This is a genomic window from Luteibacter sp. GL_149, assembly GCF_057834065.1.
In genome coordinates this window covers 535,492-553,465 of the sequence record NZ_CM174395.1, presented here as the reverse complement: position 1 = coordinate 553,465, position 17,974 = coordinate 535,492, and the positions used below count along the sequence as shown (strand labels likewise).

At 66.2% G+C, this 17,974-nt stretch carries 18 protein-coding genes; 14 read left to right on the top strand and 4 right to left on the bottom strand.

The window, feature by feature from the left end; genetic code table 11:
* Nucleotides 1-139 precede the first annotated feature (139 nt).
* From AC3IR3_RS02520 to AC3IR3_RS02510, 3 genes are read right to left on the bottom strand one after another with little or no spacing between them, the layout of a single operon-like run.
* A complete protein-coding gene (locus tag AC3IR3_RS02520) occupies nucleotides 140-1,399 on the bottom strand; it encodes a heme biosynthesis HemY N-terminal domain-containing protein (protein ID WP_489195465.1) in 1,260 nt (419 codons plus the stop codon).
* Nucleotides 1,396-2,568 carry a uroporphyrinogen-III C-methyltransferase gene (locus AC3IR3_RS02515; protein ID WP_489195464.1) on the bottom strand — a complete coding sequence of 391 codons (1,173 nt, stop codon included), beginning with the start codon at nucleotides 2,566-2,568 and terminating at the stop codon, nucleotides 1,396-1,398. Before AC3IR3_RS02515 ends, AC3IR3_RS02520 begins: the two co-directional genes overlap by 4 nt.
* Before the next feature lie 34 nt (nucleotides 2,569-2,602).
* A complete protein-coding gene (locus AC3IR3_RS02510) occupies nucleotides 2,603-3,382 on the bottom strand; it encodes a uroporphyrinogen-III synthase (RefSeq protein ID WP_489195463.1) in 780 nt (259 codons plus the stop codon).
* An 84-nt stretch (nucleotides 3,383-3,466) separates the two neighbouring features.
* Between AC3IR3_RS02510 and AC3IR3_RS02505 the strand changes: the two genes are divergently transcribed.
* Genes AC3IR3_RS02505 through AC3IR3_RS02495 form a run of 3 tightly spaced genes read left to right on the top strand, consistent with a single transcriptional unit; the run spans nucleotide 3,467 to nucleotide 4,894 of the window.
* Complete coding sequence (locus AC3IR3_RS02505; protein WP_489195462.1) at nucleotides 3,467-3,931, top strand: YiiD C-terminal domain-containing protein; 465 nt, start codon at nucleotides 3,467-3,469, stop codon at nucleotides 3,929-3,931.
* 47 nt (nucleotides 3,932-3,978) lie between these two features.
* A complete protein-coding gene (locus AC3IR3_RS02500; protein WP_489195461.1) occupies nucleotides 3,979-4,392 on the top strand; it encodes a hypothetical protein in 414 nt (137 codons plus the stop codon).
* 55 nt (nucleotides 4,393-4,447) lie between these two features.
* Nucleotides 4,448-4,894, top strand: a complete 447-nt coding sequence (locus AC3IR3_RS02495) for a rhodanese-like domain-containing protein (protein WP_132142281.1) — start codon at nucleotides 4,448-4,450, stop codon at nucleotides 4,892-4,894.
* 7 nt (nucleotides 4,895-4,901) lie between these two features.
* On the opposite strand, the gene AC3IR3_RS02490 is transcribed toward AC3IR3_RS02495, so the two are convergent.
* Nucleotides 4,902-5,957, bottom strand: coding sequence for a 2Fe-2S iron-sulfur cluster-binding protein (locus AC3IR3_RS02490; protein ID WP_489195460.1), 1,056 nt, complete (start codon nucleotides 5,955-5,957; stop codon nucleotides 4,902-4,904).
* Between the two features lie 100 nt (nucleotides 5,958-6,057).
* On the opposite strand from AC3IR3_RS02490, the gene AC3IR3_RS02485 reads away from it, so the two are divergent.
* The 11 genes from AC3IR3_RS02485 (at nucleotide 6,058) to AC3IR3_RS02435 (ending at nucleotide 17,883) form a co-directional block, all read left to right on the top strand.
* Entirely contained in the window at nucleotides 6,058-6,510 is a 453-nt protein-coding gene (locus AC3IR3_RS02485) for a hotdog fold thioesterase (RefSeq protein WP_132142283.1), read from the top strand.
* Nucleotides 6,507-7,454 carry a serine/threonine protein kinase gene (locus AC3IR3_RS02480; RefSeq protein ID WP_489195459.1) on the top strand — a complete coding sequence of 316 codons (948 nt, stop codon included), beginning with the start codon at nucleotides 6,507-6,509 and terminating at the stop codon, nucleotides 7,452-7,454. The genes AC3IR3_RS02485 and AC3IR3_RS02480 overlap by 4 nt, the downstream gene beginning before the upstream one ends.
* Before the next feature lie 27 nt (nucleotides 7,455-7,481).
* Nucleotides 7,482-7,919 carry a hypothetical protein gene (locus AC3IR3_RS02475; protein WP_132142285.1) on the top strand — a complete coding sequence of 146 codons (438 nt, stop codon included), beginning with the start codon at nucleotides 7,482-7,484 and terminating at the stop codon, nucleotides 7,917-7,919.
* Between the two features lie 222 nt (nucleotides 7,920-8,141).
* The gene (locus AC3IR3_RS02470) at nucleotides 8,142-9,314 is read left to right on the top strand and encodes a class I SAM-dependent rRNA methyltransferase (protein ID WP_489195458.1); all 1,173 of its coding nucleotides are present in this window, start codon (nucleotides 8,142-8,144) and stop codon (nucleotides 9,312-9,314) included.
* Between the two features lie 114 nt (nucleotides 9,315-9,428).
* Nucleotides 9,429-10,352, top strand: a complete 924-nt coding sequence (locus AC3IR3_RS02465; protein WP_489195457.1) for a hypothetical protein — start codon at nucleotides 9,429-9,431, stop codon at nucleotides 10,350-10,352.
* Nucleotides 10,353-10,408: 56 nt separating this feature from the next.
* The gene (locus AC3IR3_RS02460) at nucleotides 10,409-11,872 is read left to right on the top strand and encodes a DNA recombination protein RmuC (RefSeq protein WP_489195456.1); all 1,464 of its coding nucleotides are present in this window, start codon (nucleotides 10,409-10,411) and stop codon (nucleotides 11,870-11,872) included.
* 242 nt (nucleotides 11,873-12,114) lie between these two features.
* Complete coding sequence (gene folE / locus AC3IR3_RS02455; protein WP_132142289.1) at nucleotides 12,115-12,711, top strand: GTP cyclohydrolase I FolE; 597 nt, start codon at nucleotides 12,115-12,117, stop codon at nucleotides 12,709-12,711.
* 2 nt (nucleotides 12,712-12,713) lie between these two features.
* Nucleotides 12,714-14,024 (top strand): hypothetical protein, encoded by a 1,311-nt coding sequence (locus AC3IR3_RS02450; RefSeq protein WP_489195455.1) that lies wholly within the window; start codon nucleotides 12,714-12,716, stop codon nucleotides 14,022-14,024.
* Nucleotides 14,017-14,739 (top strand): hypothetical protein, encoded by a 723-nt coding sequence (locus AC3IR3_RS02445; RefSeq protein WP_489195454.1) that lies wholly within the window; start codon nucleotides 14,017-14,019, stop codon nucleotides 14,737-14,739. The genes AC3IR3_RS02450 and AC3IR3_RS02445 overlap by 8 nt, the downstream gene beginning before the upstream one ends.
* On the top strand, nucleotides 14,732-17,539 hold the full coding sequence (locus tag AC3IR3_RS02440; protein WP_489195453.1) for an AAA family ATPase: 2,808 nt from the start codon (nucleotides 14,732-14,734) through the stop codon (nucleotides 17,537-17,539). The genes AC3IR3_RS02445 and AC3IR3_RS02440 overlap by 8 nt, the downstream gene beginning before the upstream one ends.
* A 23-nt stretch (nucleotides 17,540-17,562) precedes the next feature.
* Nucleotides 17,563-17,883 (top strand): EF-hand domain-containing protein, encoded by a 321-nt coding sequence (locus AC3IR3_RS02435; protein ID WP_489197004.1) that lies wholly within the window; start codon nucleotides 17,563-17,565, stop codon nucleotides 17,881-17,883.
* Nucleotides 17,884-17,974 lie beyond the last annotated feature (91 nt).

Genomic DNA, 17,974 nt, shown 5'->3' with positions numbered 1-17,974 from the left:
CTGGATCGGCTAGGGAATTGCGTCTTCGCTCCGTAGGCCCGCGCGCGGGCGCACTCCGCAGAGAGCACCTGCACAACCTGTTTTCTGTGGGGGCGCGCCTGCGCGCGAAACCTACAGAGCGGTGGAGCGGCATCCCCCATCAGGGCGAAAGTCGCGGCACCCCATGCTGATCCCGCTCTTCGACCGCCGTCACCCGCGTATCGATACGCACGGCGCGGTTTTCCGGCAGGGCCTCGGTCGCGTCGCCGCGGGCCAGCGCCAGCGCCAGCGCATTGCGATAGCAACGCTGTGCGATTTCCGGATTGCCTTCGCCCACGTAGACGTCGCCCAGCGCTTCCCACGCGGCGGCGCCAGGCTCGATCGCCAGGGCTCGTTCCAGATACGGTCTGGCCTTACCCCAAAGACGCACGCGCACGCACATGCGGCCAAGCGCCGTGAGCAACGCGGGATCGTTCGGGTGCGTGTCGACCCATGCCTCGGCACGGCGCAGGCGCGTCTCGATATCTTCCGCGCCAAGGCTTCCGTAAGTGGCGATCAGCACGGGAGACCATTCGCGGCGAAGCGACGATTCCAGTTCGTCCATCGCCGCCATGGTCTGACCGAACCGTGCCGCCTGGCGGGCATACGCATCGATCGCGACAGGCAGGCGACGCTGCCCCTTCGGCAATTGCGCCCACAGACTGGCCAGAGTGGCACCGTCGGGTGCCGCGGCGATCTGGGCGACGATGACGCGGCCTTCGAGCTCGGCGAAGGCACGGCTGCCAAGCTCACCGCTTTTTTGCAGGGGATCCAGCGCGCGGCTCGCACCGCGGGCGTCGCTCGTGGCCAGGGAGGCTTCGACGAACTCGATCCATCCCGCCGGTGTCAGCGTGCCGTTGTCCGCTTCGGGCGCCAGCAACGACAGGGCTTCGGCCGCACGGCCGCTGCGACGAAGCAGGCGGGCGCGAAGAAGGCGCGCGGCGCGCGGCGTTTCCTGCGCGGCCTGATCCAGTGTTTCCAGTGCACGCGCCGTTTCGCCATGCCTTTCGGCCGCTTCGGCGGCGGCGAGCAGCGCTGGCCCACGGACCGACGGATAACGCGCCGCACGATGCAGATCGCGCTCGGCCTCGCCATGGCGGCCCTCGATCAACAGAACGAGTCCGTCCGCCAGCCGGCGACGGCTGAGGCGGCGATGGCGACGGTTCATGGCGCCGAACGGCCAGCGAACCAGCCGTACGACGGCACCCACGACCGCCCACGCGAGCAGCAGGATAACCAGCGCCGCGACGACGGTGGTTTCGACCGTCCAGCCGCGCAGGCGAATGAGAACGTAACCGGGATCCGCCGCGACCCAGTGCCAGCCGAACGCGGCGAGCGCCGCGATCAGGATCAGTCCCAGAATCCAGCGCCAGGGCTTCATGGCGTGACCTTCGCAGGTTCACCCGCGGTAGTCGCGTGGGCGGGGGAAGACGGGGCGGCCGGCACGGCGGCAGCGGGCTTGGCCGGCTTCAGCGCATGGACGGCGCGCAGATTACGCAGTTCCGCGAGCGCGCCACCGAGCTGCGGCGCCGGCCCCGTGGCCTGCGCCGTCATCAGCGCCGAAACACGGGCGCGGGCATCGCGGACGGCGGGCGACGCCGGATCGAACTGGCTGGCCAGCGTGTCGTCGACACGCTTCAGCGCCGACGTACGCGCGGCATCGTCGTACGCCAGAATCGCGGCTTCGGCATGGGCGATGTCCAGCATCGCCAGTTCGCGCGCGATCCGGCCATCGGCTGCCGCGAGCGGTGCGGCATCATCGCGACGCACGCTGACTACCGACCCGAGGGCCTGCCCGGCGCGCTGCCAGAAACTCACCGACTCGCCGGTCGGACGCGCACTGTCCAGCGGTTTCAGCGCCAGCTCGGATAACTGCGCGCGCAGTGCCGCCAGCGTTTCCAGATCGTGCTCCCGCGTGGCCGGGCGAATGGCCGCGAGCGCTTCGCGTTCGGCGCCCAGGCTCTGCCGCACACCGGAGAAAGCCCCATCGTTCACACCCGCCAGCGTCTTGTCGGCCAGCTCATAGGCGGACAGCGCACCCGATGCGTCGCCGAACAGCGCGAAGCGCTCCTTGGCCATACGCAACAGGGATTCGGCTTCGTCGAGCAGCATGGCGTCGTGCCCGGACAGGCTCTGCTCGGACAGGTTGGCAACGGCGTCTTCGAGATTGCGCGTGCGCTCCGAAACACCAAGCACTTCCTCGCGCAGCGAACGGTTTACCGAGTCCGCATCGCCCATGCGCTGACGCAGAACGGCGCGTTCCTCGCTCAGCGCGGTGACCGAAGACGACAAACTGCCGACCTGCGCTTTCAGCGCTTCGACAGTGCCGGTCTTTTCGACCTCCCGCTGTTCCAGTTGCCAGACCCGGTAACCGGCGTAGCCCGCCGCGCCGAGGGCGACCAGGGCAAACAGGATGGCAACAGCCAGCGTGCCGCCGCCGCGACGGGGAGCGGGGACCACGGATCGTTGCGGCGCGGGCGTCGCACGAGGTGCCGCGTCGGGGGCCGGCGATGCCGGAACGGTGTCGGTCGAAGAGGGGTCGGTCGTCATCGGCTCATGCTATCAGGCAAGGTGGAAAGGCCATTCACACACGTTCAGGATGGGTGAAATCGAATCGGGCCGCGGCGTCGACCAGGTCGGCCGGCCGGGCGGAACGCGCCACGGTAATGCGTTCGAAGCCCGCCGCGGACGCGGCTTCGCGCATCCGTTCGCTGCTGACCACCGCAACGGCGGCCACGAGTTTGCGCCATGCGGAAGGCACCAGCGCGCGCTGCAAGTGGCCCAGCGCCTCGGCGCTGGAAAGCAGCACCATGGAGCGCCGCGTGAGTTTCAGCAGCGGGTCGATGTGCCGACCGTCCAGGCGCGGCGCGCCACGATGGTAGACGTGCACTTCGTCGAGGTCCGCGCCGCGCGCCGCCAGTTGCGCGCGAAGCAACCCGCGGCCGCCGGGTGCGCCGATCAGCGCCACCCGCCGGCCGGTCACATCGGCCAGCTCCGGCAAGGCCAGCACGCCTTCGCTGTCCTGCGACCGGTCCGGGCAGATGGCGTCCGGCAGGCCGGCCAGCCGCAGCGCGTTGGCCGTGCCGAAGCCCACGGCGATCACCGTCGCCGTGGTCGTCAGGGGCGCGATGGCCGCGGCGAACCGCACCGCGGCGGGGCTGGTGAACACCACGATGTCCCCGGTAAGGGCCCGGCCGAGCGCGGCCGCCACGGGAATCGAGTCCTCGATGGCCCGCAACGTGAGCCCCGGCACCGTCACCGGCACCCCGCCCAGGTGGCGGATGCGCCGCGCGAGCGGGCTTGCCGTACCTGCGGGCCGGGTGACCACGACGGTGATGTTTTGCAGCGAGCGACCGGGTTTCACAGGGCTCTCCATGCATCGGTGGAACGGGCATAAGTCTACCCCGGCTTGCCTGAGTCGCTGTCGCTCGGTCAGACTCGGCGGCTTATGAATGTACGCACAGCCGCAATCGCCGATCTTGAGAGCTTCATCCTTGACGGTATTCCCCTTGCCCGCGCCATGAATCTCTCGATCGAGTCCTTCGACGGCGATCGCCTGATCATGACGGCGCCGCTGGGGCCCAATATCAACGACAAGGGCTGCGCGTTCGGCGGCAGCCTCGCCAGCGTGATGACGCTTGCCTGCTGGGCACTCGTGGAAATGGCGTTGCGCAAGCGCGGCGACGACTGCGACGTGTTCGTCGGCGAATCGACCGTCCGCTACCTGGCGCCCGTCTGGGAAGACCTGCGTGCCGAGGCCTCGCTCGCCGTCGGCGCCAGCTGGGATGCCTTCTTCGCCATGCTGGACGCCCGCGGCAGGGCCCGCGCGGCTTTCCGCTGCTTCATACCGGGCGAGGCCAAACCCCGGGCCAGCCTGGATGCCATCTTCGTCGCCAAGCGCCGTAAGGCATAACAGCGCGCAATCGGGCAGAATCCGCGCGACCACCGAGAGGATTCTCCATGCCCCGCTTTTCGCTCCTGCTCCTTGCCGCTGTGCTCGTTCTTCTGGCCGGTTGTACCTCAGCCAAGCGCAGCGACGGCCTCACGGCGACGCTGAACCGCTATGGGTCCACGGTCCGTTGGGGCGACTTCCAGACCGCCGAGCAGTTCGTCGACCCGAAGTACCGCGAAGAGCACCCCATGACCTCGCTGGAGGCATCCCGTTATGCACAGCTTCGCGTCACGGCTTACGACGACGGTTCCGGCCCGACCCCCAGCGGCGAAAACGAAGCCACCCAGGTCGTGCAGATCGGCCTGACCAATATCAACACCCAGGCCGAGCGCATGATCGTCGACAAGCAGATCTGGCATTACGACGCCGAAAAGAACCGCTGGTGGCTGATGTCGGGGCTACCGAACGTCAACCCGCAATAAGCCGTTATAATCGCGCGTTTACCTCTCAGGGCGCGTGCGTCCACGGACCGAAGCAATGAACGACGTACTGCACAAGCTGCCCGAATTCGTGGGCAACCACATGATGCTCGCCCTGCTCTTCGCGATCATCCTCGTGGCGCTCATCGCCGGCGAAGTGGGCCGCCTGTTCCGCAAGTGGAAGACGATCACGCCCGCGGGCCTCACGCAGCTGATCAACCGCGAAAACGCGCTGGTCATCGACCTGTCGAGCTATGCGGACTACGAGAAAGCCCATATCCCGAACTCTCGTCACGTAGCGCCCAGCCAGTTCGATCCGGAGACCAACAAGGATCTCTCGAAGGCGAAGGATCTTCCGGTCGTCGTCGTCGACAAGGACGGCCGCGGCGTGGCCAAAGCCGCCAATCGCCTGATCAAGGCCGGTTTCCAGAAGGTCTACGTGCTCGACGGCGGTGTTTACGCCTGGCAAACCGCCCAGTTCCCGGTAGCCAAGGGCAAAAAATAACCGCCTCTCACCAGCCGTGAATCCCCGCCCGGCCCTGCAGGATGCAGTCCAGCACGTCGGGCGCGTAATCGAACGAATCGAAGTACAGCCGCTCCTCGGGCAGGTTCGCGTCGAGGAATAGCCCCTTGCCCGCGGCGATCATCGCGGGCGGGCCGCTCATATAGACGTCGTACGATCCCAGGTCGGGATGGTCTTCGAGCAGCGCTTCGTGCACCAGGCCCTCGCGCATGCCGCTGCGGGCGGCCTCCGTCGCATCCGAAACCACGGGTATAAAACGCAGCGTCGCCGTCTCTGCGGCCCAGCGCTCCGCCAGTTCGCGAAGATAGATATCGGCTGCTGTCCGCGCGCCCCAATAAATTTCGATCGGCCGGCGCGTGCCGAGCGCGATGAAGTGCTCGACGATGGCCTTGACCGGTGCGAAACCGGTCCCGCCCGCCATGAAAATCATCGGGAGCTCGGAATCCTCGCGCGGCACGAACGTCCCGAGTGGCGCTTCGATGGTCAGGCGATCGCCCACGCGCAGCGATTCGTAAACCCATGACGTGAAGCCGCCACCCGCGACATGCCGGACATGCAGTTCGATGGCGCCATCGGCGCGCGGGCATCCGGCGATGGAGAACGGACGGTGTTTGCCGTCTTCCAGCACGACGTCCAGATACTGTCCCGGAAGCCAGTTGAGACGCCCTCCGTCGGTCGGACGCAACCATACGCCCACGACATCGGGCGCCAGCGTGCTGCGCTCGATGACCTCGACCTCGACGCGGCGGCGGGGAATATCCTCGACCGAGGCGATTTCACGTGCCTCGATGACCAGGTCCCCACAGGGCACCGCCTGGCAGAGCAACACCGCATGATGGCTTCGCGCCACGGCATTCAGGGCCACCGGCGGATTGCGCGGATAGGCGCATTCGCCTTCGACCAGCGTGGCCTTGCAACTGCCGCAGACCCCGCCACGGCACGAGTACGGCAAGGCGATACCGGCGCGCTGGGCGGCTTCGAGCACGGTTTCGTCGACGGCGGCGTCGAACCGGCGTCCGGACGATTTCAGGGTAACGGTGGGCACGTGCGCATTGTGGAGGCTGGGACAGTCCAACGACAATGATGGCGCTTCGTCCCCGGAACAAGGTCGTAGACTTGTCCGGATACATCTCCTGGAGTCCCGCATGTCGATCTGGAAACAGCCCGTGGAGCTTTCGCGCATCAATGCGTGGAGCGCCAACACGATGATGCAGACGCTCGACATCCGCTTTACCGAAGTGGGCGACGACTGGCTGCGCGGCACGATGCCCGTGGACAACCGCACGCGGCAGCCATTCGGCCTGCTGCATGGCGGCGCGTCGGTGGTGCTGGCGGAAACGCTCGGCAGCAGCGCGGCGCTGCTGACGCTGGACATCGAAAAAGAACTGGCCGTTGGCCTCGATATCAATGCCAATCACATTCGCGGCGTGACGGCGGGCATCGTCACCGGCACCGCGCGTGCCGTGCACCTGGGTCGCAGCACGCAGGTGTGGGAAATCCGGATCGAGAACGAAGAAGGCGCGCTGGTCTGCCTGTCCCGCCTGACCATGGCCGTGATCGCGGCGCGCGGCGGCGCACCGGCGAGCCTGCGCGCGTGACCCTCGAGGCACCCTACGCGACGCTCTCGCCCGATGTCGTACTTTCCGCCGTCGAAGCCGCGGGCCCGTGGACCGACGGCAGGCTGCTGACGCTCAACAGTTACGAGAACCGCGTCTTCCAGATCGGACTGGAAGACGGCGGTTTCATGGTGGCCAAGTTCTATCGCCCGGGTCGCTGGTCCGACGAGGCTATCGAGGAAGAACACACGTTCGCGCGCGAACTGGCCGACGCCGAACTCCCCATGGTCGCGCCGCTGGCGTTCGACGGACGCACGCTGCTGCGCCACGCAGGATTTCGTTACGCGCTGTATCCGCGACGCGGCGGACGGGCGCCGTCGCTGGAATCGCCCGATCAGCTGACCTGGCTCGGCCGTCTGCTGGCGCGCATGCACGCCGTCGGCGCGCGCGGACGTTTCGCCGCCCGCGGCGTGCTGGACCGGAGCACCATGGTGACGACACCGGTCCATGCGGCGCTGGCTTCGACACTGTTGCCTGTGCATCTGCACGATGCTTACCGCCGGGCGGCCGAACGGGTGAGCCATGCGATCGACGCGCGTGTGGACGCCATTGGCCCCGTCGCGCGTATCCGTCTGCACGGCGATTGCCATCCGGGCAACGTCCTCTGGACGGACGATGGCCCGCATTTCGTCGATCTGGACGACGCGCGCACCGGGCCGGCCGTGCAGGACCTGTGGATGCTGGCCGGCGACGAGCGCGCCATGGATGCCCTGCTCGAAGGCTATGGGCAGTTCCGCGATTTCGATCCGGCCGAACTCGCGCTGATTCCCGCGCTACGGGCCATGCGTCAGGTTCACTATGCGGGGTGGATTGCCGAACGCTGGCATGATCCGGCTTTCCCCGCCGCGTTCCCGTTCGCCGCCGAAGGGCGCTGGTGGGAACAGCACATCGCCGACCTTCACGACCTGGCCGACGAACTCGGCTGATTTCCTCTTTCGCTTTCCGGAGTGTTCATGCGTTCGTTGCTCTTTCGCATTATCGGTGTCTTCGAAATCGCCGGCGGCCTGTTCGGACTGGTGGCCCTGCTTCATCGCGTCCTCGGCGCCGGCGGCCTCAATGCCATCGTGGCCGTCCTTGGCCTGCTCGCTTTCGCGTTCGTACTGGTTGCGGGCGTGCTGCTTATCGCCGGCGACGCGCTCGGCGAGCGCCTGTCGATATGGGCGCAGTTCCTGCAAACACCCCTGCTCGCCACGCCACTGGTCAGCTACGCATTCAGCAGCGGCGCCTTCGCCAATCTCTTCCTGACCCTGCAGTCATCGCCGCGACTGGGTTTCGACTGGTCCATCGCCACGCACGGTTGGCTGCTGGCCTTCGGCGGCCCGTCGGTCTCGCACATCGGCGTGAATCTGCTGGCGTTGGTGTCGTGGTTGATTTTGCGGTTCAGCCGTTAAAAATAGACCCCTTCAACGCAGCTCGTCGCCCCTGCGCAGGCAGGGGCCCAGTGCGGTGCAAACGGTTTTGGCGACAACGCTCGTTCACGCTCTTGAAAGCGAATACGTCAGCGTTAAATCCCTCACGAAAACCGAGGCCCTGGGTCCCTGCCTGCGCAGGGACGCCGGTGAGGTTTCTTTGAACGCCGACGATAACCTGCCCCACCCGCTACAATTCCCCCCATGAACACCCCCGCCCCCCGCCCCACCATTCGCCTTAAAACCGACCGCGCCCCTGGCCATCCCTGGGTCTGGTCCGCGCAGATCGTAAAACCCGACGACAAACTGCCGCCCGGCAGCGTCGTCGATATCGTGCATGCGAAGGGCGGTTTCGTCGGTCGTGGCTTCTGGAACGGCCATGCGCGCGTCGCGCTGCGCGTGCTGACCACGAATGTCGACGAGGCGGTCGACGAGGCATGGATCGCGGCGCGGATCGCGCGCGCGGTCGACCTGCGCCGCACGGCGCTGCGCCTGGACGAACAAAGCGACGCCTGGCGCGTGGTGCACAGCGAAGGCGACGGCCTGTCGGGCCTGGTCGTCGACCGCTACGCCAATCACCTCGTCGTCGAGTATTTCGCCGCCGGCATGTGGCGCTTCCGCGACACCATCCACGCCGAACTGCTGCGCCACTTCCCGGGCAGCTCGCTCTACTGGTTCGCCGAACAGCACGTCCAGCGGCAAGAATCGTTCGACGTGCGCTCGGGCGAAGCACCCGATGTCGTCGAAGTCCACGAACACGGCCTGCGCTTCCAGGCGGCACCCGGTCTCGGGCACAAAACCGGTTTCTTCGCCGACCAGCGCGATAACCGCCGCCGCTTCGCCGAACTGGCGCGCGGCCGGCGCGTGCTCGACCTGTGCTGCAATGCCGGCGGATTCGCCGTGCACGCCATGGCGGCCGGCGCTCGCGAAGCCATCGGTGTCGATGCCGATGCCGCCATTCTGGAAGTCGCACGTGCCAACGCCGCACTTAACGGCGTGGAAGCGACGTTCGAACAGGGCGATGTCTTCGAATGGCTGCGCGCGGCCATCGCGCGCGGCGAAACATACGATGCCGTCGTGCTCGACCCGCCCAAGCTCACGCGCGACCGCAACCAGGTCGTCGCGGCGCTGAAGAAATATTTCGCCATGAACCGTACGGCGCTGGACGTCGTCGCTCCCGGCGGCATCCTCCTGACCTGCTCGTGCACCGGCCTGGTCAGCGAAAGCGATTTCGTCGAAATGATCCGCCGCGTCTCGCTCAACGCCGGGCGCGAGATCCAGATCCTGCAAAGCGCCGGCGCGGGTGCCGATCATCCGGTCGCCAGCACGGTGCCGGAAGGTCGTTACCTCAAGGCAATCTTCTGCCGGGTCGACTGACGAATCGTTCACCGGGTCTTGATCGCCCGCCGGCACACACTGCGGGCACGACGAAGAAATCATCCGCCGACACGCTCGTCGACAGGTGGATGAACGTGCAGGGGCTGGAGTGATATGCGGCGATCGATGTGGCGGCTCGTGGTAGTCGGGATGCTCTGCGCGGCGGGCGTGGACGCCTATGCCGGACAGGTACCGGTCACGCCACCCTTTGCCCTTCCCGATGCGACGGCGCACAAAGGCGTCGTCGACGACAGCTGGGTCATCGCGCCGCGGCACCTGGCGCACGCCACGCTGGCCGCGATAAAAAACTATGCCGACGAAGGCGACATCGCCGCCGGTGTCTCCCTGCGTTATCACATCGAAGGTGCCGACTGGATCGTCGCCGATGTCTTCGTTTATCCGGCGGGCCAGGGCGATACCGCGCGGATGCTGAAGCAGGCGTCGGAAGACTTCCGCGAGTCGATCGCATACGCCGAACGACAATCGATCTACAAGAACATCTGGTGGGGCGAGGAAGTGCCCTACACCGTCGTCCTGCACGATGGCGCAAAGCTGGCCGGCCTCTTCCTGCCGCTGGTGTTCGATGCCCAGGAAGACATGCTCACCTCGCGAACGTATCTGTTCTACCGGAAGCTTTATTTCCTGAAGGTGCGTCTCAGCACCACGGTGGAAGCGGTCGATTCGCTTGCGGAGATCGCGGATGGCTTCGTGCACGACATCGCCGACGGCCTGGATATCGTCAGCGTGGGCACCTGCGGTCGCCAGTTCGACCTGCAACTGTTGCCGGCAGGCCAGACGTTGCCCGCCGACATGCCCGACGGCGTGAGCCAGGATGGCTTCCGCGCCATGCTACGCACCCAACCGGGCAAGACCGCCTACGGCACGCAGATGGCGAAAGCGCTGACTCTTGCGGCAAAACGCCAGCGGGCGCTGGGTTGCACGAACCTGGAATACCGCCCACCGACCGACGACACCGAACGCGCCGTATTGCACCTGGGTTTCGGCCCGGACGACTGGGGCGCCTCGGCCAGGCCCTGATCGCAGCGCCTGAGACCTCACCGGGTAAACTGTGCACCAGCCACCCGGACTACCCCATGCCCCTTACCTCCCTCCTGCTCGCCGCCATCCTCGTCATTGGCCTTGGTTGTCTCGGCCTGCTGATCGCGCTGCTATCGCGCGGCCGTGCCGACGCCGGCCTGGGCGAGCGGCTGGACGCCATGCGCGACGACAACCGGCGACTGGAAGCCGCGCTGCGTGACGAACAACGCGCCGGACGCGGCGAACTCGGCCAGACCTTCGGCCAGTTCCGCGGACATATGCAGGAACAGCTGGGCGCCATGTCGCAGCAACAGCAGGAACGCATCGAAGGTTTCGGACGCCGGCTGGACCAGCTGACCGAACGCACGGACACCGGACTGCAATCCCTCCGCCAGGGACTGGCCGACGATTCGCGCAAGACCCGCGAGGAATCCGCGCTGACGCTGAAGCATTTCGGGGAGTCGCTGGACAACCGCTTCGCCGTTCTCGGCGCCGAGAACGAAAAGCGCCTCGGCGACATGCGCACCACGCTGGAAACCCGTCTGGCGGCCATCCAGCAGGACAATTCGGCGAAGCTGGAGCAGATGCGCGCCACCGTCGACGAAAAGCTGCAGACGACGCTGGAAACCCGCCTTGGCCAGTCCTTCCAGCTGGTATCCGAACGCCTGGAAGCCGTGCAGCGCGGCCTCGGCGAGATGCAGACGCTGGCGGCCGGCGTTGGCGACCTGAAGCGCGTCCTGACCAACGTCAAAACACGCGGCACCTTCGGCGAAGTACAGCTGGGCGCCTTGCTGGAACAGATCCTGGTCGCCGAGCAGTACGCCGCCAACGTGGCTACCATCCCCGGCTCGTCCGAGCGCGTGGAATACGCCATCCGCCTGCCCGGCGCGGAAGAAGGCGAGCCGGTCTGGCTGCCCATCGACGCGAAGTATCCGATCGAGGATTACCAGCGCCTGCTCGACGCCCAGGATGCCGCGGACGCCGAAGGTGCGCTGATCGCGGGCAAAGCGCTGGAACTGCGCCTGCGCGAGGAAGCCAAGCGCATCCGGACCAAGTACGTCGCGCCGCCGCACACCACCGATTTCGCGATCCTGTTCCTGCCGACCGAAGGACTCTACGCCGAGGCGATCCGCAGGCCGGGCCTGTCCGACCTGCTGCAACGCGACTATCGCGTCACCATTGCCGGTCCCACGACGCTGACGGCGCTGCTCAACAGCCTGCAGATGGGCTTCCAGACCCTGGCTATCCAGAAGCGCTCGAGCGAGGTCTGGAAGGTCCTGGCCGCGGTGAAGACGGAGTTCGGCAAGTTCGGTACGGTCCTGGAACGGACCGGCAAGCAACTGGACTCGGTGCGCAACAGCATTACCAGCGCGGGTGTCCGTACGCGCAAGATCGAAAAACACCTGCGCGGCGTGGAATCGCTGGCCACCGACGAGACCCAGGCTGTGCTGGAACTGCTTCCGGGCCTGGACGACGATACGGCGGCCGATATCGACGCAGGGCCCGGCGAGGCTACCTAAGGGCGGGGGTGGGGGGTGGGTAGTGGGGGCGTCGATCCGGCGATCGGCTGAGGGTGCGGGTATCGTCCGGCGGAAGTAACCCCTGCGCGGAGCTTGTCGTTCCCTCAGGCCATCGTCGGAAGCACGCCCCCACTACCCATCCCCCACCCCCGTTCCAGCGTGACGGGTTCAGAGCATCCCTCGGCCCAAATCCCCGGTTCGCCGGGTACAATCGATGTTTATTTGCCTTGAGGAATGCCTCGATGAGCGACGACGCCAAGCCGGGCAGCGTGACCCGCGAGCAGGCCGAAGAAGCGGTTCGCACCCTGCTGGTATGGGCCGGCGAAGACCCCTCCCGCGAAGGTTTGCTGGACACCCCGAAGCGGGTCGTGAAGGCCTATAGCGACTGGTTCAACGGTTACGCCGTCGACCCGGCCGAATACCTGCGCCGCACCTTCGAGGAAGTGGCCGGTTACGACGAGATGGTCGTGCTGCGCGACATCGAATTCGAGAGCCACTGCGAACACCACATGGCGCCGATCGTCGGTCGCGCGCACGTCGGTTACATCCCGACCGACCGCGTCGTGGGCATCAGCAAGCTCGCACGCGTGGTCGACGGATTCGCGCGCCGTTTCCAGGTGCAGGAAAAACTGACGGCGCAGATCGCCCACTGCATCGACGAAACGCTGCGTCCCCGCGGTGTCGGCGTGGTCATCGACGCCAGCCACGAATGCATGACCACGCGTGGCGTGCACAAGCGCGGCGTGTCAATGGTCACCAGCCAGATGCTCGGCAGTTTCCGCGAAGATCCCCGGACGCGCGGCGAGTTCCTCCGCTTCGTCGGCGTCGACCGTCGCTGACCTTGGCCGAGACGACCGACTTACCGACTAACGACGAACGTCTGCAGGATCTCTTCCGCGACGGCATCGTCGCCGAAGACCTGCCCAGCGTCTTCCCGCTGCTGCGCGGCCGCTCGTTGCTGCGCGCATTCAGCGCACTGTTCCACGGTGGCGAAGCGCAGGTGCTTTTGCGTCTGCTGGTGCTGCGCACCCTGGGCGGCCGTTCGCACGCACCGGAATGGACGCCGCAGGAAATCCGCGACAACCTCGCGTTCGTCGATCCCGTAAAACTCGACACCGTGGTTCAGCGCCTGAAGGACCACGAACTTCTCGTCTGGGACAGTGAAACGCTGCGCTATCGCATCGGACCACTTGGTCGCAAAGCGCTTGCGTCGCTGGCCACTATGCTGGAATTCGAACGCGACGACGACGATGGCCTCGGCTATCTCACCGCGCAGCTGGCCGCCGGTCAGGCGGTCGGGCGTATTTCGGTCGACGAACTCGGGCATCTGCTATCGCGTCTGTCCGAACTGAAGGACGACTTCGATCGCGCCGTCCTGTCGGGTTCCGAGCATCGCATCCGCCGTGCGGCGGACCGTCTCGACTCGGTGTGGACGTGGGTCGAGAAAGGTACGGAAATCGTGGCGCGTATCGGCGAGCTAGACGATATCGATCCCGCCGCGCACCGGCTTGCGCAGGCGGTCGGTCGCGCGCAGAGCGCACTACTGCGACAAGCCGGCACGTTCCAGCGTGAACTCAACAAAATCGACCAGCATCGCGTGCACCTGGGGCGCACGGGCCTGTCGTCGTCGGATCTGGTCGGCTGGCTGCGCTCTCTCGATGTCGACGGGTTGATCGCGCATGCGGACGAGCAGCTGTTGATGCCGCTGCCCGCGCCTTTCGTGCACGACCAGATCGCGCTCGACGTCGCCGAGTTCGAGCTGCTGGAACGCGAACGCGTCGCGGCCGAAATCACCGCATTGCCCGACGCCGAAACCACACCGGACACCGCCGACCTGCCGATGGACGAGGACGATCTTCGCCATCTGGAATCCTGGCATACCCAGCTGGCCGCCATTGGCGAACCTACGACTCTCGAATCGACGCTGATCGGCGACGACTACGCGCTGAGCGCCTATCGCCTTTCGCTGCTCGGCCTGCTGGGCGATCCCGAATCGGCCGCACTGGAAGGCGGTACGGCGGATCTCGCACGCCTGCCGCTCGCGCTCGAAATCGAACCCACCTTCATCGATGTCGATCTTCCCCGGATCGCACTGGTCAGCGTCGGACGCCTCGTCCCGCGCGCGCCTAACGGAAACAAGACCGATGCATGACGAAACCGCCACCCTGGTCACGCGCCTGCTGGCGCAGCGCTGGCTGCCGCGAGAAGACGTACAGGCGCGCCGCGCCCTGCTGGACGACGGCTTCCGCGAAGAACTCGACCGGCGCCTCGCGTCGGTCGGACTGGAACTGCGCGAGCATCCTTACGCGGCCTATATCGGCCTCGCCGTCGCACGCGGCAGCGAACGCGCCGTGTTCGGTGGCAGCGACAGCTGGATATCGAATACCTTGCAGCTGGACCGCGATGCGATCGCCCTGCTCGTCGTGATCTGGGCATTGATCGTGCTGCCCAAGCGGCAACGCCAGATCGAGCGGCAGAAGGCGGAAGCCGACGCCTCGCAGACGCAGATGTTCGCGGAAGGCAAACCGATTCCGCGCGAACCGGCCATGGCGCCGGTCATCGCCGAACGCACGCTGCTTGCCGACTTCGGCGAAAAACTCGGCGGCAAGATGCGTATCAACGTGAACCTCGGCATGCTCGCGCGCCTCGGCTTCGTCGTTCGCCGCAAGGGCGAAGTATCGGAAGGCCCGCTGCTCGACCTCGCCTTCGACTACGACCGCACCGCGCGACGCATTCTCGACGGCGCACTGGGCGACCTGCTGGCGAACACGACGTCGCGCGAAGCGGAGAACGACGATGCGGCCGACGAACTGGACGACATGGACGATATGAACGAGCCCTCCGACGAGGAGACCAGCGATGTTTGATATCCGCAGTCTGGAAGTCGTCCACTGGGATTACTGGCAGCGCTTCAGTCTTCCGCTCGACACCAATATCGTGACCGTCGTCGGTCCCAACGGCTCCGGCAAGACGACCCTGCTCGATGCGCTGCGCACGCTGCTCACCATCGACTGTGCGGGCAACCGCGACTACAAGAGCTATCTGCGCCACAACGGTAAACCGTTCGCCTGGCTGCGCGCACGCGTGGGCAATACGCCGGGCCCCAGCGGCGAGCGGCCATTCTTTCCGCTGATGGATCGCGAGGTCACCCTCGCCTGCCGCATCCAGAAAAAGGGTGGCGAATGGCAGCGGCAGTACGCCGTACTGGGCGGCGACGTAAGCATCGACGAGATCGAAGCGCGCGGCGACTGGCTGGGCCTTCGCGAATACCGCGTGCGCCTGGAAGGCGCGGGACTGTCCCAGGCCATCCGTCGCGTGCTCACGCTCGAACAGGGCGCCACGGACAAGCTCTGCCAGATGCCGCCGAAGGCGTTGCTCGACCTGGTCTTCGATGTCTTCGGCGATAAAGCTGTCCTCGAAGACTATCAACGCGCGCGCAACGAACAGTTCGAGGCCGATCGCGAACAGCACGACCTCGAACACCAACTCTCGCTGATCGGTGTCAGCCTGCAAGAAGTCGACGGACGCACGCGTTCCTTCCAGGAATGGCATGCGATCAAACGCGAACGCGTGGATCTGGTGTCGGACGTTCTTCCGCGTACCGAATTCGCCGAACTGCATGCCGGTATCCGTGGCGCGCGCCCGCAACTGATCGGCCTGAAGCGCAAACGCGACGAACTGGAACGGCGCGATCGCGACATCGAGGCGAAACTCGGCGAGCTCGATCTCGCCGAACAGACACTGCGCGCGGAACAGAACACCGCCGATCAGGCACGTCAGGCCGCGAGGAAAAGTCTCGACGAGGCTCGCGCCGCGCTTACCGAAAACGATCTCCTGCTCCGGCAGGAAACGCGCCTGCGCGAACAGGTCGCCGCCCAGGGTGGCGCCGATCACGAATACCTCGCCGACGTGCTCGTGGAAGCCCGCGCGAAACTGGCCATGCTGCAGACGGACGAGAATCGCCTGCGCACCGAACTGACGACGCTGACATCGCAGCTCGCGGCGTGGCGCAGCGGACGTCGTTATACGCCCGAGTTCGAGCAATCGTTCCGCCGCGCGCTGGACGACGCCGGTATCCGGCACAGCATGCTCAGCGAGATCGTCGAAATCGTCGAGCCGCGCTGGCAGGCCGCCGTGGAGGCCGTACTCGCGGGCTACCGCCATGTCGTCCTGCTGGACGATCCCCGCGATCGCGAGAAAGCCTGGGCGCTTGGCGAAAGCCACCGTTACAAGCACTTCGTCGTTGCCGATCGCGCCCCCGCCGCCAGCAACGTCACGCGCGGATCGCTGCTCGAAGTCGTCGACTTCTCCGCCGCCGCGCCCGAATGGCTGCTGCGCCAGCTCGATCGCATCCGTCGCGTGGACGATATCGCGGATGGCGCGAAAGTCGCACGCGACCAGGACTGGATTACGCCACAAGGCTATTTCCGCGAACGACGCGGCGGTCGCCATCTTGGCGTCGACGACGTGTATTTCGGCGCCGCGGCACGCGAGCGTCAGCTCGGCGATGGCGAAGCACGTCTGCAACACATCGAGAAACAACTGCGCGACTTCGCGGAAGCGCGCAAGGAGTGGCAGCGCAAGGCAGGCGACGCCGAGGGCGTGCTTCGCGGCGCGAATGCCAGCGGCCAGCTTGCCGATCGCGCGGACGAATTCGCCGAGGCGCATGCGCAACAGTCCGGTCTTCGCGAGGACATGCAGCGCTGCGCGGACAGCTATTCGGCCACCGAGGCGCATTACGAAGCCGTACGCGAGCGACGCGTCAACAATTCGCGCTCACGCGACAACGAGTCGCGAGAGCATCGTCAGGTCCAGAACCAGCTGGCGGATAGCGTGCGCATGTACGCACATGGCCGCACCGAACAGATAGAACGTCTGAAAGCCATGCGTGCCCGTCGCGGCCACGTGCGCATCGAACATCGCACGCCCACCGCCATGGGCACCCTGCGCGAACGCTACGAATCTCCCGCCGCCGTGCGTCGTGAGATCGAGCGCATCGAACGCCGTCTCGCCGAAGGGCACTGGGAAACCGATGCAAGCTGCGTCCCCTTGCGCGACAAACTCGGTGCCGACCACGACGGTCTGAAACACGACCTGGAACGCCGTCGCGTCCATCTGGAACGCGCCTCGCGCATCACGACCGAAGCGCGCGGTGCCTATATCCAGGTGTTGCGCAATACCGTGCGTCGTTACGCGAAGAACCTCAAGGTGCTGGCGGAGCTTGCCGGTATCGGCGTCGAGGTCGACCTGCCCGAACTCAGCAACGACGATCTCGCGCTTGCCTCCGCCGCGCTAAATGTGCGTTTCGAGTTCGACAAAAAGGGCTGGATTGGCATGGACGACGGCGAGGCATCCGGCGGACAGCAGGTCATGAAGTCCCTGCTTCTGCTGGTTGCACTGATGCGCGACGAAGATCGTCCCGGCGGTTTCGTCTTCATCGACGAACCGTTCGCGCATCTGGACATCTTCAACATCGACAAGGTCGGCGCGTTCCTCAAATCGACCAGCGCGCAGTACATCCTGACCACGCCGGCCACGCATAACGTCAACGTGTTCCAGCCGTCCGACATCACGCTGGTCACCAGCAAACGCCGTCCCGGAGCGACCTGGGCGCAGCCCCTGGCGGTGCTGCGACGCCGGCCCGAACCGGCTGGAGAGCCCGCGTGAAGCGCCAGGTCCTCGCCTTCCTCGTGCTGGCCGCCGCCGGACCGGCGGCCCACGCGCAGGCACTACCCGGTACACCCGCCGAGTATCTGCGGCGCATGGATACCAACGGCGACGGCAAGATCAGCGAAGCGGAGTACGTCGATTACATGAGTGCCGGCTTCCGTCGCATGGATATCAATGGCGATGGGGTGCTCGATGCTAACGACGGCCCCATGCGCCCCGGCGCCCGCCCGGTTCACCTGGACGAGTTCCAGCGCAATCTGATCCATCAGTTTCACAAGCTGGATCGCAATCACGATGGATTCCTGAACGCGCGGGAGTTGACCCAGCCGCCGCAGGAGTGAGGGAACGGCGTCTCCGCTTCGTTGGCTTTCGCCGACGAAGTCGGCTCCCACCGGGCGGGAGCAAGTTTTTTGGGAGCCGACTTTGTCGGCG

What these genes read in the sequence shown, in the direction of transcription:
- folE (WP_132142289.1), top strand. Translation starts at nt 12,115, where the DNA reads ATGAGCGACGACGCCAAGCCGGGCAGCGTGACCCGCGAGCAGGCCGAA.
- AC3IR3_RS02475 (WP_132142285.1), top strand. Translation starts at nt 7,482, where the DNA reads ATGCGTTCGTTGCTCTTTCGCATTATCGGTGTCTTCGAAATCGCCGGC.
- AC3IR3_RS02520 (WP_489195465.1), bottom strand. Translation starts at nt 1,399, where the DNA reads ATGAAGCCCTGGCGCTGGATTCTGGGACTGATCCTGATCGCGGCGCTC.
- AC3IR3_RS02485 (WP_132142283.1), top strand. Translation starts at nt 6,058, where the DNA reads ATGTCGATCTGGAAACAGCCCGTGGAGCTTTCGCGCATCAATGCGTGG.
- AC3IR3_RS02460 (WP_489195456.1), top strand. Translation starts at nt 10,409, where the DNA reads ATGCCCCTTACCTCCCTCCTGCTCGCCGCCATCCTCGTCATTGGCCTT.
- AC3IR3_RS02515 (WP_489195464.1), bottom strand. Translation starts at nt 2,568, where the DNA reads ATGACGACCGACCCCTCTTCGACCGACACCGTTCCGGCATCGCCGGCC.
- AC3IR3_RS02500 (WP_489195461.1), top strand. Translation starts at nt 3,979, where the DNA reads ATGCCCCGCTTTTCGCTCCTGCTCCTTGCCGCTGTGCTCGTTCTTCTG.
- AC3IR3_RS02470 (WP_489195458.1), top strand. Translation starts at nt 8,142, where the DNA reads ATGAACACCCCCGCCCCCCGCCCCACCATTCGCCTTAAAACCGACCGC.
- AC3IR3_RS02440 (WP_489195453.1), top strand. Translation starts at nt 14,732, where the DNA reads ATGTTTGATATCCGCAGTCTGGAAGTCGTCCACTGGGATTACTGGCAG.
- AC3IR3_RS02495 (WP_132142281.1), top strand. Translation starts at nt 4,448, where the DNA reads ATGAACGACGTACTGCACAAGCTGCCCGAATTCGTGGGCAACCACATG.
- AC3IR3_RS02445 (WP_489195454.1), top strand. Translation starts at nt 14,017, where the DNA reads ATGCATGACGAAACCGCCACCCTGGTCACGCGCCTGCTGGCGCAGCGC.
- AC3IR3_RS02465 (WP_489195457.1), top strand. Translation starts at nt 9,429, where the DNA reads ATGCGGCGATCGATGTGGCGGCTCGTGGTAGTCGGGATGCTCTGCGCG.
- AC3IR3_RS02505 (WP_489195462.1), top strand. Translation starts at nt 3,467, where the DNA reads ATGAATGTACGCACAGCCGCAATCGCCGATCTTGAGAGCTTCATCCTT.